This is a genomic window from Rhizobium sp. 62_C5_N11_2 (assembly GCF_051811185.1).
Classification (GTDB): domain Bacteria; phylum Pseudomonadota; class Alphaproteobacteria; order Rhizobiales; family Rhizobiaceae; genus Rhizobium; species Rhizobium leguminosarum.
In genome coordinates this window covers 178314-193852 of the sequence record NZ_JBPWPW010000002.1, presented here as the reverse complement: position 1 = coordinate 193852, position 15539 = coordinate 178314, and the positions used below count along the sequence as shown (strand labels likewise).

Sequence of the window (15539 nt, the reverse complement as noted above, 5' to 3'; positions counted from 1 at the left end):
TGCCGGATCCGTCACTTGCGCATGACCATCATCACCGCAGGAGCTGCGAATGGATAATCTTGAGCCTCACGACGATCTTTGGATCGCCGTCATCGACACCGAGCGTCGCTACTCGGTCTGGCCGCAGGACAAGCGGATTCCCTTGGGCTGGGAGCCGGCGGGCTTTGCCGGCTCGCGCCAGCAATGCCTGGCGCATATCCGTGACGTCTGGGCGGACCCGCGCCCTCTCTCTTTGCGCTCGGCAATCGCCGGCGACGCGCGTCTCTGAAAACGGCTGGATGGCACGGATGAACAAGCAGATCACAAACTTCGCAGATGCCTACCCGACCGATGTCGCAACGGACGCGGTCTTCGAGAGCTTTCCGCTGACGATCGCGCAGAAGCGTATCTGGTCGCTGGAGCAGATCGGCAACTACACGGTCTTTCCCGACCAGGTCATTTCGCTGCGATTGAGCCCGGCGGTCGACGTCAAGACGATTGCCGGCGCCTGCCGGACGCTGGTGGCGCAACATCCCTCCCTTGCCACCCGATTCCGACGGCTGGCGGGCGGTCGCGTCGAACAGTACTGCGGCACACTAAATGCTGTGCCGATCGAGATTGTCGGTGAAGGTGCTGCTCTTGCCGAGCCGGATGCTTGGGCCGAACAGAAAGCCTTCCGCGACAGACGCTTCGATCTCCTCAGCGGTCCGCCGGCACGTGTTCAGATTGTCTTGCTTGCCGACGGACAGTCGCTTCTGACGATCGTGCTTCATCCAATCATCTCAGACGATCGCGAGAAGTCCGTTCTCGCCGGCTCCCTAACGCGAATTCTCGATGGCGGACCCGCCGGCGACACGCAGCTGACAGATATATTGGCCGGAACACGAGAGGCCGAGTGGCTGCAGACAGAGCAGGCGCAGCAATCCCTCTCCTACTGGCGGCAAACGATCGGCCTCGACTACGCGGCCACGACCTTTCCCACCCGCTTCAACAGTGGCGGGCTGGCAGGCGTGGCACGCGCTCAGCATCGATTTTCGATCGAACCCGGTCTCTGGGAAAAGCTCGATCGACATGCGCAGCAAAAGGGATATCAAGTCGAGCGCGTGTTGCATGCCGCCTTTTGCGCGCTCCTGGCACGCTACAGCGGCAACTACGCCTTGCTGACCGGGCTCCTGATCGCGCGGCCGCAGAAGGAGCACCTTGCGATCCGCGGCCGTGCCGAACAGATCCTTCCCCTCACCCTATCGCTAACATCCAGAAATTCGCTCGACGATGTCATCACTGCGATCACTTCGGTAACGCAGGAGGGGCTTGCCCGGCTGGTTCCGCTGGAGCGCATCACCCAGGAACTGGTCGTCGACGAAGCGGCGGCCCAGGAAGCGGTGGTCAAGGCCCTGTTCGAATTCCGCGAGCCGTATGCGATCCCCAGGCACGCAACAAATCTGGCGCCCCTGGGCGCGCGCGCCGACAGCGAGCTTTCCCTGGTGATCGAAGCAGGTCTGGATGGTGCTGCATCCGGGCTGATCGATTATGCACACGATCTCTATGACAGCGCCCTGATTGCCCGTGTCTCCCGGCATTTCATCCTTGTGCTCGAGCAGATCGTTGCGCGGCCGAACGTGCGGATCAAGGACATCGAACTTGTGGGCAGCGACGAGCTCGACCAGTTGTCGGCGCCCTACGAAGATGAGGTGGTCAACGATGACAGGCCGGTCCACGAGCTGATATCAGCCCATTCGCGCCAGACGCCGGAGAAGACGGCGATTGTCTACGGTGACGAGGAATGGAGCCATGGCTGGCTGGAGGCCGGCACCAACCGTCTCGCACATCGGTTGCGTCAGCTGGGCGTTCGCGCCGAGGTGACGGTCGCCATCTTCATCAAGCGCTCGCCAGAGGCAATCGTCGGGATCCTCGCGACGCTGAAGGCGGGCGGCGCCTATATCCCGGTCGAGCCCGACCATCCGCCGGTACGCAACCATCACATTCTGCGCGATGGCGGTGTCAAAATCGTTCTGACCCACAGCTGGCTTCGCCATCGGCTGCCGGAAGAGCTCGACGCCATTATCCTCGACCTCGACAAGATCGACCTCGACGGCGAGCCGGATACGCCGCTCGATATTCCCACTCACAAGGATCAGCTGGCCTATGTCATGTATACCTCCGGATCGACCGGATTGCCGAAGGGCGTGGCCGTCGAGCACGGCCCGCTGACGCACCATCTGCAGAACACCTCGCGTGTCTATGGCATGAGCTCGGCGTCCCGTGAGCTGCCGTTCCTGCCTTTCAGTTCGGACGGCGGGCACGAGCGATGGATGAACCCGCTGATGGAGGGCGGCAGTATCATTCTTCCCGATCAGCCGCTGTGGACGCCGGAAGAGACATTGACGGCCATGCGCAAGCACGGCGCCAACAATGCCAGCATTCCCACAACCTATCTGCAGCAGCTGGCGGAATGGGCTGATATTTCAGACGGCGCGCCCCCAATGCGCCTTTATTCCTTCGGCGGCGAGGGGCTGGCGCAACCGACCTTCGATCTGCTGTCGCGGGCGCTGAAATCGGAATGGCTGATCAACGGCTACGGGCCGACCGAAACCATCATGACGCCGATGGTCTGGAAGGTGAGGGCGGGCACGAAGTTCCAGGGGGTCTATGCTCCCCTCGGTCGCGCTGTCGGGTTAAGGCGCGTCTATGTGCTCGACCCTGACCTCAATCCGTGCCCGATCGGCGTGACGGGCGAACTCTATATCGGTGGTGAGGGTATCGCACGCGGCTATCTCGGCAAGCCGGATACGACGGCGGACCGCTTCATCCCCGATCCGTTCTTCACGGAGGGCGGCCGGCTTTATCGTTCCGGCGATCTGACGCGTTGGCGTGATGACGGAACCGTCGAATTCGTCGGTCGTGTCGACCATCAGGTGAAGCTTCGTGGCTACCGGATCGAGCTCGGCGAGATCGAAGCGGCTCTCCTCCAGCAGCCGGGTGTCGGCGAGGCTCTGGTCGTCCTGCGCGATGACGATCCCGGCGGTGAAAAGGCGCTCGTTGCCTACGTCGTCCCGAAGAAAGACGAGACGCTTGACGTCGAGACGACCCGCGCCGGCCTCGAGCGCAGTCTGCCGTCCTATATGGTGCCGGCTGCCGTGGTAGAACTGGAAAAAATGCCGACCAATCCGAACAGCAAGCTCGATCGATTTGCGCTGCCGGCGCCGCAACCGGTTAAGCGCGCAATCGTCGAGCCGGCAACCGTGCTCGAAGAAGAGGTGCTGGATGTCTGGCGGCAGGTACTCAAGTTGGAAGCAATCAGCGTCGAGGACAATTTCTTCGCGATCGGCGGCAATTCGCTCGGAGCGATCCGTATTCTTTCCTTGCTCCGGCAGCGCCGACCGAAAACCCCGCTCATCGTCGCCGATATCTTCAACAACCCGACCATTCGCTCGTTTGCCGGCGTGATGGAGCAGGGGGATCAACGGGATCTCTCCGAGGTGATCGTGCTGCGCGCTTCCGGCGCCAAGCCGCGGCTCTACTGCTTCCCGGGGCTTCTCGTCAGCACCCGCGAATATGTCAAGCTCGTCGACTATCTCGGAGCCGATCAGCCGGCGACCGGCTTCATCTGCCACTCGCTCTCCGAGAAAAAGGCAGTCGGCGCTCCGGTCGAAGAGATCATCGAGAGCTATGTCGATTATATCAGGACACATAGTCAGGGCGCGCCCTGCTATTTCCTCGGCTGGTCCTGGGGCGGGCTTCTGGCCTACGAGGCTGCCCGCGCCCTCGGTGATCAAGTCGACGTCAGGATGATGGCGATGGTCGACGTTTGCGATCTCGGATCGGAATTCGCGATCGGCGCAAAGCCGAGGTTCCGGCCCGGCGAGCGCGATGAACTTCATCGAGACGTGCAGGCGTGGCTTGGAAGAACGGCGATGCGTCCCGAATGGGATCGGCTGCTGTCGACGATGGACGCGGATACCTACGACCAGTTCCTGCGTTTTGTCGGCGACGAAAAGGACCCGCTTCCAAACGACGGGCCTGATATCAGCAGTCGTGAGCATACGTTTTGGGTGCTTATCGACAATGCCCTGATCTTCCGCAAGCACCAGCTCGTTCCTCACGATGTACCGATCTATCCCTGGGCTGCCGACGACAGCCTCAACCGCGGCCTCAACCTGATCGACTGGCGCCGCCTGTCGCCGCGGGCGCATGCGGCCGAAATCATCACCGGCACCAACCATCTGCACATGATCGGGTCTCCCGCCTTCCACTCAAGGCTTGCCCTGCGTCTCAAGGAAACAGAGAAGGATATCGCATGACCGTCGCTTTCGCCCGCAGGGATGCCGAGCCGCTGGATATTGCCGGCATCGGCATCGGCCCCTCCAATCTGAGCCTCGCCTGCCTGTTCGAGTCGGTGCCCGAGATCAGAAGCCGCTTCTTCGAGCGACGAGACTCCTTCGACTGGCATCCCGGCATGATGATGCCCGGCGTCGAGCTGCAATCGTCCTTTCTGAAAGACCTCGTCACCCCGGTCCTGCCGACCAGCCGCTGGTCATTCGTCTCCTATCTGGTTGCCCATAAGAGGCTCTACGCTTTCCTTAACGCCAATTATGAGGCCGTTCCCCGGCAGGAATTTGCACGTTATCTCGCCTGGGTCGCCAACGGCGTGGACGGCCTGCGCTTTGGCACGGAGATCCGCGACGTCGAGCACCGCGACGACCGCTTCTTCCTGCGGTTCGACAACGGACAGGAAGAAGCGCGAAACCTGGTGATCGGCACGGGATCTTCACCCTTCGTGCCCGACTGGGCAAAACCGTTTCTAGGGGCCGATTGCTTTCATAACAGCGAGGCCAAATCGCGTCTCGGCGATCTCGGCACCGCCCGCATCGTCGTGGTCGGCGGCGGTCAAAGCGGCGGCGAGGTCGTCGAAGCCTTGCTTGGCGATCCCGGTTCCATGACGGAGCTGACATGGATCAGCCGGCGTCATAATTTCGAGCCGATCAACGATACGCCGTTTTCGAACCAGGTCTTCTCACCGGAATACGTCCAGGCCTATCTGAAGCTCGGCGGCGAGCAGAAGCAGGCCGCTTTGAAGAACTCGATCCTGACCAGCGACGGCCTGTCGATTTCGACGATTCACTCGATCTACCGCCGCCTCTATGCGTTGCGTTATCTGGAACCGAGCACGCTCAATGCCTCTCTGGCGCCCAATCGCGATGTGATTCAGATGGAGCGGAACGGCAATGCCTACCGGCTCATCGTCAGGAACCAATTCGACGGCGGGATCGAGGTGCTGCATGCAGATGCGGTGGTGCTCGCCACCGGCTACCGGTTCCGACTGCCGGATGCTCTCGGCTCGCTGGGCGAAAGGATAACGCTCGACAGAAACGGCTATCCGCTTCTCAATGACGACTACACGATGCAGTGGACGGGTCCGCGGACCAACCGGCTGTTTGCGCAGAATGCGGGGCGATATTCGCACGGTATCGCCGACTCTCAGCTCAGCCTCATGGCCTGGCGCAGCGCAACCATCGTCAATACGCTTCTCGGCCGGCAACATTTCGATGCTGAACCCGACAATGGGCAACTGGCCTGGGCGACGGAGACCGCTGCCGCAATGCCTCATCAGCTCCGAGCCGGCTATTCGGACGGCATGTTATCGTCCTGAAATAGGCGTGTCGAAATGCCGGGGAGCCCGGACTGAGAGCAAGCAGCCAGCGCGACGACGTGCTGGCTGCCGCTTTCGACCAGACGGTGATGCCATCGTCGATCGCGATCGCCGCCTTCGACCATGACGGGGATGCCATCCCTCCAGGAAAAGGCGACGTTGCGGGGATCCTCGCGTAGCCCGACGCCGAGTGCCTTTAGATGGCTCTCCTTAAGGGTCCAAAGTGCAATGGCCGCGCGCGCGCGTTCGGACGCAGGCAATTCCACGAGCCAGCGCCGTTCATCTGCGCTGCAATAGCTATCCATTGCCGCCTCTTCGATCTCGGCGTCGACGCGCTCGCAATCTATTCCCACGTAATCACATCCTGAAGCGACAGCGACGGCGACAAGCCCGTCAGCATTGGCGAGGCTGAATTGCGGCCTATCAGGACCCTCAAGCCTCAGCTTGCCGTGCCTGTCTGGAGACAATGGGACCTTGCTCGGCGATATCCCGGTCTGCAGGCTCAACAGTTGCCGCAAGAGATACCGGCCGGCAATGAACGATGCCCGATCTCGTTCAAACCGATAGCTCGCGGCGCGACCCCGTTCATCCGATGAAAGCGACTGCATCCAGCGGTTCCAGTCGCCTCCGCTCTCGGAATACTGCCAGAGCGCTATTTCAATGTCGGCAGGTTGGTTTTCTGATTGCTGCATGGACCCAGTATGTGTTCCGTGGATCGATTGGCAAGCATGCAGGTACTTGCCGCCGTTGCAGACAGCAGGAGAGTTGCGTGAACGGATCGGCGTTTCCCGTCTTGAAGGCGATCGGACATTCCAACGTTCGTTCTCCGTGGCGAAGATGACCAGATCGTGCCGATCCGAATCAATGTCGATCGATCCTCTTCTTGGTATCGAGACCTGATGTGGTGAGATTTTCGCTCGCCATGGCTGCTATTTCCTTGGATTTCCAGGAACTTTAAGTCGCAGGGCGCTGAATTGATCGCGGAAGTATGGATCTGCTTAGAAGATCTGAGGAAATAAAGCGGGATCATTGTTTAGTTAACACTAAATTATTGAATCTGGCGCGAGATCTTGCATCAACCGGCACGCCGGTCGTCCCACTACCTTCGAGGAGACCCGCATGAAGCGCCCGAGTATCAAGCAAGCCCTGATCTTAAAGCTGTCGATCATCAGTCTGTTCATGGTTGGCCTGTCCTATGTCTCGCTGAGCACGATTTCCACACTTCGTGCCAATACTGAGCAGATCGGGACCTTCTGGATGCAGCGGCTTGTGACGGCTCGCGAGATCAAGGATGACTTCCTCGACCTGAAATTGGTCTATGCCCAGTATCTCCTGGAGGATACAGCGGAGGAGCGGAAGGTCGGACAGCAAAAAATCGATGCCGCCGGCACAGCGGTCGAGAAAGTTGTCAGCGAATACGAAAAGGGCGTGCGCACCGAGCGTGGGCGGGAACTGATCAATCAGATCAAGCCGGAACTCGCCAAATATCGCGCGCTGTCAGAGCAAATGATCGCGTTTGAAAATGACGGGAAGACGCCTGAAGCAATCCGCCTCTTCAAGGAAAATATGGAGCCGCAAGCCGAGTTGGTGAACAAGGCGGTGGCGGATCTGGTCGCTTTCATTCTCAGCCAGGCCGAAGGCTTTGTGACCGCAAGCGGTGATTCTGCGCAATCCGCTTTCATGCTGACGGCCGCGATCGCAGGGCTGGCCGTGCTTCTTGCCATTGCCGGCATCTTCTTTGCGATATCGGGCATCGCCAACCCGATCCGAAGCATCGCTTCCGCCATGAGGCGCTTGTCGGATGGCGATCTTGACAGTGATATTCCCTATGCCGGTCGCGCCGATGAAGTCGGCGAAATGGCCGGCGCGGTCGAAATCTTTCGCCAGAATGCCCTCAACGTCGTCAGGCTCGAGAAGGAAGCCGCCGAATCTCGCAGCGAGAGCGAGGCAGCGCGCGCCGCCGCCCAGCAGCGCGCCGAACGCGAGGCGGAACAATTGCGCTTCGCGACCACGACATTGGGCGGAGGCCTCCGGCGGCTTGCAGCAGGCGACATATCCTTCCAGCTTTCGGAGCAATTTGCGGCCGAATACGAAGCCTTGCGCGAAGACTTCAACGCTTCGCTCCGGCAATTGGGCGCGACGATCGGCGCAGTGCTCCAGACGGTACACAGCATAGACAACGGTACCGGGGAGATTGCATCGGCGGCGCAGGATCTTTCCAAGCGTACCGAGCAACAAGCAGCCTCTCTCGAGGAGACGGCCGCAGCGTTGGACCAGATCACGTCGAATGTGACGATGGCGACCAAACGCACCGACGAGGCACGCAATGTGGCCAAAGAAGCCGATATCAGCGCTCAGCGGTCGGCAACTGTGGTCTCGGAGGCGGAACAGGCCATGCGACGCATCGAGGAAAGTTCACAGCAGATTTCCAACATCATTAGTGCAATTGATGAGATCGCCTTCCAGACGAACCTCTTGGCGTTGAATGCCGGCGTTGAGGCTGCCCGTGCGGGTGAGGCGGGCAAAGGCTTTGCAGTGGTCGCCCAGGAAGTCCGTGAGCTTGCCCAGCGCGCCGCTCAAGCGGCCAAGGAGATCAAGGGCTTTATTCAAAAGTCATCAACTGACGTGGAAAATGGCGTGAAACTGGTTCTCGAAACCGGAACGTCGCTGAAGTCGATCGGTGAGTACGTCGTGCACATCAACCAACTCATGGATGCGATTGCCACATCGGCGCGTGAGCAGTCGACGGGACTTGCCGAAATCAACACGGCCGTCAATCAGATGGACCAGGCGACCCAGCAAAATGCAGCGATGGTCGAGCAGTCGACGGCTGCCGTTGCCTCATTGTCCTCCGAGGCAGGCCGCCTGCGGGATCTGGTCAACCAGTTTCAATTGGACGGCGATAAAGGCGCGGCGGACGGACAGCGCAGCGGACGGGCCTTCGAAGGCAACCGGCCGATCCACTTGGTCGCTCCGCGGCGCGTGACGCAAAGATGACGCGCGGCGGACGTCAGATCGGGTGCCGAAGATATTGAACTGGCCCCAAGACGGTCGTCGGCTCGATCCGACGATCGTCCTGCCTCTTGTCGCAAGACATTATGGGCGGCAGCGATATTCTCATATCCCGCTGCATCTTGTAGGGTCGGCATCTGCAGACCTACGGGAAAGTTCAGCGATGAAGAAGACCTTCAATCCGGCGTCGGTACGCCGGCCTTTTGGAAATTATAATCACGGCCTGCTCGTGCCCCCCGGCGCATCGCTTCTCGTCACCTCGGGCCAGCTTGGTATCGGCCTCGACGATGCTGTTCCGAGCGACATCACTGCTCAGGCGGAACTCTGCTTCGAGGCGATCAAGGCGATTCTGCAGGAGGCGGAGATGAGTTTTGCCGATGTTATCCGCATTTCGGGCTTCGTCACCCGCCGCGAGGATTTCCCGGCCTACATGGCAGTCCGGGATCGCTATACGCTCGATCCAAAGCCGGTTTCCACCTTGCTCGTCATCGGCGGCTTTACGCGCCCTGAGTTCCTCGTCGAGGTCGAGGTGACGGCCGCGAAAATCTTGTAGAGCATTTCCGTTTTTCCTTCGAAGCACGGAGATGCTCTACATCTTTGTTTTCACGCAATTCCCGGCAAGAGCGCTTCGCGCTTTGCCTGTCAAAACCGCGGCACTCTTTTGCTCGAATTGCTCTAGAATCGCTCCATCGCGTCTCCGACGCGGGTGAGGAATTTTGCCCGCGTCTCTGGCGTGCAATTGTTCATATCGTAATGAGCGAGGAACGTCACCGGCCTCACCGGATTGATCTGCGCTCTCAGCACGCGCTTGACGATTTTCTTCGGCGGGTTGCCGGCGGCGAAGGCGCGGAAGGGCGTCGCGCCGTAAGTCAGGACGGCTGCGAGCTTGCGGATGTGGCGCAGCCGCGATTCTACCTTGCCGTTGACCAATTGGAAGGAAACACCCGGTAGCCACACACGGTCGAAATATCCCTTCAGGATAGCCGGAAAGCCGAAGTTCCAGATCGGGGTGCAGATCACCAGCCCCTCGGCCGCTTTGAGCCGGTCGACATGGGGCGCCACCAGCTTCAGATTTTCCGGATAGTCGTGATAGACGAGCCGGTCGTGGCGCGAGAGCACCGGATCGAACTGCTCTTCATAGAGGTCGCAGGCGTCCACCATATGCCCGGCCTTCTCAAGGCTCTCGACGGTCTGCCGGTAAAGCGCCTTGCCGTAACTTTCCTCGACCGGGTGAGAGTGGAGGACGAGAACCCTCATGAAGCCTCCATCAGGGCCGCCAGGCCGGGGAAGAGATAGTTCTTGCCGGCGTTGAAATCGAAATTGGGATTTTCCCACGCAATCATCTTGCCGGGATTGAGCAGGCCCTTCGGATCGGTTTCCTGCTTGAAGGCAAGCTGAACAGCGTCGGTGCGCTTCATGCCGCCTTCTTCAAGCGTATAGCGGTGCGGGTTGAAGATCGGGCATCCATTGTCCTGGTGGATCTTGATGATCTCTTCCAGCCGCTCTTCGGTGGTATAGCGGACCAGCGGCAGGCCGGAGCACTGGATCTGGCCGTCAAACTTGATGAATTCGAGATGCCCCGGCACTTCGTCACCGAAAATTTCGACCATCTTCCGCACCTTGGCGACATGGTCCGGGCCTGGATATTGCACCTGCAGATAGGTGAAGCTCGGGTCGACCTTCAGCGCACGCAATGTCGTGTGGTTCCAGGCAAGCTCATAGGCATGCGGAATGCCGCGCATGCTTTCCACTTTGTCGGAGCGGAACATGATCTCGCCCTTCTGCGCCGCCGTGAAGGCAAGAAAGGCATCCATGGAGTGCGGCGCAATCATCAGCACGACGATCGACTGGCCCTGACGGATGTAAGGCTTGTGGCGGGTGAAATAATCGTGAGGAATGGGAGCCGCGATCGGTGCGATCTCCTTGACGAGGATGCCGTTGCATTTCGCCAGCGCGTCGGAGAAGCGCACCGCTTCCATGAAGTCGTCATAGCCGACGAGCACATCGACCCAGTCATATGCAGGTGCCAGCGGCATCTCGATCTCGGTGATGATGCCGTTCGTGCCGTAGGCATGGCTCACTTTCTGGAGATCCCAGCCGGTGAGATCAAGGACGCGCGGTTCGGCCTCCATGGTGACGACGCGGAGCCGCAATATATTGCCGAGGTCACGCAAGCCGCCCCAGGTGATCGAGCCGACACCGCCGGAACCGCCGGCGATGAAACCGCCGACCGTCGCCGTCTGGGCGGTGGAGGGGTGGAAACGCAGCTCCTGGCCGGAATGGGCCTTGGTTTGCTTGTCGAGTTGGGCAAGCACGATGCCGGGTTCGCAGATGACGCGGCCGGGATGGATCTCCTTGATCTTGTCCATGGCGGCAAGGTTCAGCACGATGCCGCCGGAAAGTGGCATGGCCTGGCCGTAATTGCCGGTGCCGGCGCCGCGCGGCGTGACCGGCACGCCATGGGCATAGGCGACCTTCAGCGTCCGGATGACCTCTTCCTCGGTCTTCGGCGTGACGACGATATCGGCCGTCACATTGTCGAGCTGGGCTTTGAGGACAGGCGAATACCAATAGAAATCCCGGCTCTTCTGGCGAACCAGCGCGGGATTGTCCTCGACGGCGATGCCATCAAGTTCTTTTTTGATCTTCTGATAATCGGCCATGTCAGGCTCCAACGACGTTATCGAGTTCACGGTAATCCGGCAGGCTGCGGTCGATCACCTTGCCGCGGCGAAGCACGACGCGGTCAGACTGCGGACGGGACAGGAATTCACTCCAGCGCCGCGCGCTGAAGAGCACGAGATCGGCCGGATCGCCGGCGGCGATACGGCCCTTGTCCGACCGTCCGACGATGGCGGCGGGCGAGGTGGTGACGACGCGGGCGGCGGTATCGAGCGGATGGTCGAGATGCAGGATCCGCACGGCCTCACGGAAGACCTCCACTGGATCGAGATCACCATAAGCATAGAAGGGGTCACGCGTATTGTCGGATGCGACAGCGGTCGCGACGCCGGCGGCCGCAAGTTCCTTGAACAGCGTGACGCCGCGCCAGCGCGGGGTGCGGCCGGGATAGCGATCCTGTAGATACATGTTGCACATCGGCAGTGCGATGACCGCGATACCTGCCTTGGCGACCAACGCGACGGTGCGCGCGGCGGTGTCTTCATCCTGGCGGGCGAGCGAGCAGCAATGGCCGGCGGTCACCTTGCCCTCGAACCCGTTGCGCAGCACGGCCTCGGCAATTGCTTTCAGCGTCTCGGCGCCGCGATCATCCGTCTCGTCCACATGCAGATCGACATCCAGGCCATGCTCCGCGGCAGTCCTGAAGAGCGTGTCGAGCTGCCAGACGAGCTCCGGCCCCATCCGGGTGACGCCGCCAAGCAGGCCGCCGCTCTGTCTGACCGTTGTGACGAGATCGGCAAAGAAGATGCTGTCTGCCATGGCATCCAGCGGGAAGAGGGCGACCGCCTGCAGTGCAATCCTGTCTCTCCAGGCATCCCGGGTTTCGGCAAAAACCTCGAAGGAGATGCGATGCTGGGGCGCAAGCGAATCCAGGTGCGTGCGGATCAGGCTGGTGCCATGGGCATAGGCGGAGCGGAGCGAGAATTCCATGCGCCGTTTGACGTCTGCGGCCGACCAGTTGGCTTCCCGGTCGGCCCTGACGGCATCGAGCGCGCCCACGAAGCTGCCGTCGGGGTTGGCCTGGCGCGGCCAGATATGGCCTTTGTCGAGATGAGTATGGATATCGGCAAAACACGGCCAGACCATGCCGTCCTTGAGATCGATCCTGGCATAATCGGCGGGTGCGGCGCCGGCCGGCCGGATGGCTGCAATCATGCCGTCGCTGATGACGATATCGACCGTGGCCAGTCCCTCGGTGATTGGCACGTCGACATGCTCGAGGGTGACGGCGGGCACTGTCGCATTGCTCAGCACGAAGCGGGCCGCATTTGGCGGGGATATGAAGGAATAAGTCATCAGTTTTCCCGTTTGATGCTGCTTTCATGCCAGCGGTGAAGGCTCAGCCAGGCAATGAGGGTGGTGAGGCCGAAGATCGCTACCCCAAGCATGGAGAGCATCAACAGCGCTGCGAATAGGCGCGGGATGTTCATCCGGTACTGCGCTTCGAGCAGGCGGAAGGCGAGGCCGGAGCCGGCACCGGCCGAGCCTGCAGCAAATTCAGCGACGACGGCGGCGATCAGCGCGAGCCCGCCGCCGATGCGAAGACCGGTCATGAAATAGGGCTGGGCGGCCGGGATCTTCAGATGGATCAACGTCTGCCAGCGCGAGGCGCCATAGAGTTCGAAGAGGTTGATGAGGTTATGGTCGACACTCTTCAGGCCCTGCACCATGTTCGACAGGATCGGGAAAAACGCGACGAGGAAGGCGCAGATGAGGAGCGCGACCTGCGTGGAGGGAGCGTAGATCAGGATCAGCGGCGAGATCGCCACGATCGGCGTCACCTGCAGGATAACGGCGAGCGGATAGAAGGCGATCTCGATCCAGCGCGATTGCACCAGGAAGATCGCAAAACCCACGCCGCCGACAAGCGCCAGCATCAGCGAGATGAAGGTGATCTTGGTCGTGACCCAGAGGGCTGGAGCCAGCGTGCCCCAATCATTGACAAAGGCCGCGGCCACCGCGCCGGGGCCGGGGAGGATGTATGGCGGAACGCCCGAGAGCACCACGTAAAGCTCCCAGACGATGACGAGCACGGTGATGACGAGGAGAGGCACGGCGATGCGTAGCGCCAGCTCACGCCGCCGGGCATTCGCCGGTTGCGAGGCGGGCGGGGATACGGCTCCGGCGGTTTCGATGCTTTCGACGCTCATCAGTGCTCCTCCGATCCGCCCATCGCCTCGATCAGCGAACGGGACGCCTTTTCGCAGGCCTGCCGATATTGTTCGGAGGTTCGATAATGCGAATCCCGCTCGAGGCTGGTGGTCAGCGGAAAATCGGCATACACGCGGCCGGGCCTTGCCTTCATCACCACGATCCGGTTCGAGAGATAAGCGGATTCGAAGACCGAATGCGTCACGAAGATCACCGTAATCCCGGTCGTCTTCCATAGCCGCAGCACATCGTCGTTGAGCCTTTGGCGCGTGATCTCGTCGAGCGCGGCGAAAGGCTCATCCATCAACAGCAGCTTCGGCTTGGTCACCAGCGCCCGAGCGATCGATACGCGCATCTTCATGCCGCCGGAGAGTTCGCGCGGATAGGCATCGGCGAAATCCTGAAGACTGACGGTCGCCAGCGCTTCCGTGATCCGGTCGCGGGCTTCCGCCTTGGAGATCCCGCGGAGTTTCAGCGGCAGGTAGACGTTGCCGAAAACGGTCTTCCACGGCATCAGCGTCGGCTCCTGGAAGACGAAGCCGATATCGCCTTCAGGCAGGCCCTTGGAATTGATGCGTGAACTTGGCCAGTCGATCTTGCCCGCGGTGATGTCGCCAAGGCCTGCGATGATGCGCAGCGCCGTGGACTTGCCGCAGCCGGAAGGTCCAAGCAGGCTAATGAATTCGCCGCTTTCGACGGTCAGCGACATGCCCGAAAGTGCTGTGGTGCCGCTGGAAAAGACCTTTGACACCGACTGCATGACGACCAGCGGCCGCTTTCTCGCTTCCTTGGAAGGCGCCGCCTTGGTTTCGGCTAGGGACATTTTCTCACTCATTTATCGAAGGAGTGCGGTCCGCCGCCAGACGAGCGGCGGACCTGGCCTGGGAGGCTTATTTCTTCAGCGCAATTCCGGTGCCCTTGCATACGAACTTCGTCGTGAAGGCCTTGGTATAGTCGGTGTCGGTCTTGAAGACCTTGATGGCAGTCATCTCGTCGAAGAACTTCTTGTAATGGGCGTCGGTGATGCAGCCGATGCCCTTGTCGAGGCTGTCGCCGGATTCGATGATGCCGTATTCCTTCATCTTGGCGATCGAGTAGGCGAGCTGGCCATCCGTCATTTCAGGATTATCCTTCTTGATCAGCTCGTTCGCCTTGCTGTTGTCGCCATGGAGGTAGTTGTACCAGCCCTCGATCGAGGCATCGACGAAGCGCTGCACGACATCGGACTTGCTGTCGATCATCGCCTGTGTTGTCGTGATCATCGTCGAATAGGGCGAGTAGCCGTTGTCGGCGAGCAGGAAGACCTTCGGCTCGAAGCCTGCCTGCTTCTGGATCTCGTAAGGTTCGGAGGTCAGGTACCCCTGCTGGGCAGAGTCCTTGTCTGCGAGGAAGGGGGCGGGACTGAAGTTATAGGGCTTGTACTGCTCGTCCTTGAAACCTTTGAAGTTTGCCTTCATCCATTCGAAATAGGTGAGGTAGCCGTCCTTGCTGAGGAACAGCGTTTTCAGCTTGGCGAGATCCTCGAACTTGTCGACGCCATTGTCCGGATGGGCGATCAGCACCTGCGGATCCTTTTGGAAGATCGCGGCGACATCGACCAGCGGAATGCCCTGTTCGACGGCGGATATTTCGCCCTGAGGGCCGCCCATGTAGAAATCGAGCTTGCCGGAGATCAGCAGCGCGCTGTTTGCAGCATTCGGGCCGCCCTGGACGATGGTGACGTCGAGGCCGTATTTTGCATAGGTGCCGTCGGCAACGGCTTGGTAGAACCCGCCATGTTCCGCCTGGGCAAGCCAGTTCGTCCCGTAGCTCACCTTGTCGAGGGCAAGCGCCGGCGAGGCGGCGGCAAGCATCGAAGCGAGGCCGAGGCAGCTCAGGAATTGCGTCTTCATCAGTGCTGTCAACATGGTCGGCAGTTCCCCTTTTGTGGTCGAGGGACGCCTTGCTCGGCTCCCTTTTGAGGGAATTTGAGCCATTGCCATGCGCTTTGAAAAGCATCAAAATTCGTGCGCATTGATGCCTTTTCGGCATCTCTGGGAAAGCTGAAGATAATTTGTGCGTCCTG

Annotated in this window: 12 protein-coding genes; 5 read left to right on the top strand and 7 right to left on the bottom strand. The window is 60.5% G+C overall.

From position 1 onward, the window contains the following. Nucleotides 1–49 precede the first annotated feature (49 nt). From AB8B31_RS24590 to AB8B31_RS24580, 3 genes are read left to right on the top strand one after another with little or no spacing between them, the layout of a single operon-like run. The gene (locus AB8B31_RS24590; protein WP_018071314.1) at nucleotides 50–268 is read left to right on the top strand and encodes an MbtH family protein; all 219 of its coding nucleotides are present in this window, start codon (nucleotides 50–52) and stop codon (nucleotides 266–268) included. 19 nt (nucleotides 269–287) lie between these two features. After that, nucleotides 288–4280 (top strand): non-ribosomal peptide synthetase, encoded by a 3993-nt coding sequence (locus AB8B31_RS24585; RefSeq protein ID WP_026242331.1) that lies wholly within the window; start codon nucleotides 288–290, stop codon nucleotides 4278–4280. Next, the gene (locus AB8B31_RS24580) at nucleotides 4277–5629 is read left to right on the top strand and encodes a lysine N(6)-hydroxylase/L-ornithine N(5)-oxygenase family protein (RefSeq protein ID WP_113543040.1); all 1353 of its coding nucleotides are present in this window, start codon (nucleotides 4277–4279) and stop codon (nucleotides 5627–5629) included. The genes AB8B31_RS24585 and AB8B31_RS24580 overlap by 4 nt, the downstream gene beginning before the upstream one ends. Here AB8B31_RS24580 and AB8B31_RS24575 read toward each other — a convergent pair. Then, nucleotides 5602–6321: a 4'-phosphopantetheinyl transferase family protein gene (locus AB8B31_RS24575; protein WP_018516819.1), complete on the bottom strand. Its 720-nt coding sequence runs from the start codon at nucleotides 6319–6321 to the stop codon at nucleotides 5602–5604. The two genes, AB8B31_RS24580 and AB8B31_RS24575, sit on opposite strands and share 28 nt — an antisense overlap. Before the next feature lie 427 nt (nucleotides 6322–6748). On the opposite strand from AB8B31_RS24575, the gene AB8B31_RS24570 reads away from it, so the two are divergent. Next, nucleotides 6749–8626: a HAMP domain-containing methyl-accepting chemotaxis protein gene (locus AB8B31_RS24570; protein WP_018516818.1), complete on the top strand. Its 1878-nt coding sequence runs from the start codon at nucleotides 6749–6751 to the stop codon at nucleotides 8624–8626. Between the two features lie 178 nt (nucleotides 8627–8804). Beyond that, complete coding sequence (locus tag AB8B31_RS24565; RefSeq protein ID WP_018245570.1) at nucleotides 8805–9194, top strand: RidA family protein; 390 nt, start codon at nucleotides 8805–8807, stop codon at nucleotides 9192–9194. 122 nt (nucleotides 9195–9316) lie between these two features. Here AB8B31_RS24565 and AB8B31_RS24560 read toward each other — a convergent pair whose 3' ends face one another. From AB8B31_RS24560 to AB8B31_RS24535, 6 genes are all read right to left on the bottom strand, one after another. Next, on the bottom strand, nucleotides 9317–9898 hold the full coding sequence (locus tag AB8B31_RS24560) for an NAD(P)H-dependent oxidoreductase (RefSeq protein WP_018245571.1): 582 nt from the start codon (nucleotides 9896–9898) through the stop codon (nucleotides 9317–9319). Next, complete coding sequence (locus AB8B31_RS24555; RefSeq protein WP_018444699.1) at nucleotides 9895–11304, bottom strand: FAD-binding oxidoreductase; 1410 nt, start codon at nucleotides 11302–11304, stop codon at nucleotides 9895–9897. The genes AB8B31_RS24560 and AB8B31_RS24555 overlap by 4 nt, the downstream gene beginning before the upstream one ends. Before the next feature lies 1 nt (nucleotide 11305). Beyond that, a complete protein-coding gene (locus AB8B31_RS24550; RefSeq protein WP_018516817.1) occupies nucleotides 11306–12619 on the bottom strand; it encodes a cytosine deaminase in 1314 nt (437 codons plus the stop codon). Beyond that, the gene (locus AB8B31_RS24545; RefSeq protein ID WP_018516816.1) at nucleotides 12619–13473 is read right to left on the bottom strand and encodes an ABC transporter permease; all 855 of its coding nucleotides are present in this window, start codon (nucleotides 13471–13473) and stop codon (nucleotides 12619–12621) included. Before AB8B31_RS24545 ends, AB8B31_RS24550 begins: the two co-directional genes overlap by 1 nt. Next, nucleotides 13473–14297, bottom strand: coding sequence for an ABC transporter ATP-binding protein (locus AB8B31_RS24540; RefSeq protein WP_018516815.1), 825 nt, complete (start codon nucleotides 14295–14297; stop codon nucleotides 13473–13475). Before AB8B31_RS24540 ends, AB8B31_RS24545 begins: the two co-directional genes overlap by 1 nt. 67 nt (nucleotides 14298–14364) lie before the next feature. After that, a complete protein-coding gene (locus AB8B31_RS24535; protein WP_018516814.1) occupies nucleotides 14365–15381 on the bottom strand; it encodes an ABC transporter substrate-binding protein in 1017 nt (338 codons plus the stop codon). Between the last annotated feature and the right edge of the window lie 158 nt (nucleotides 15382–15539).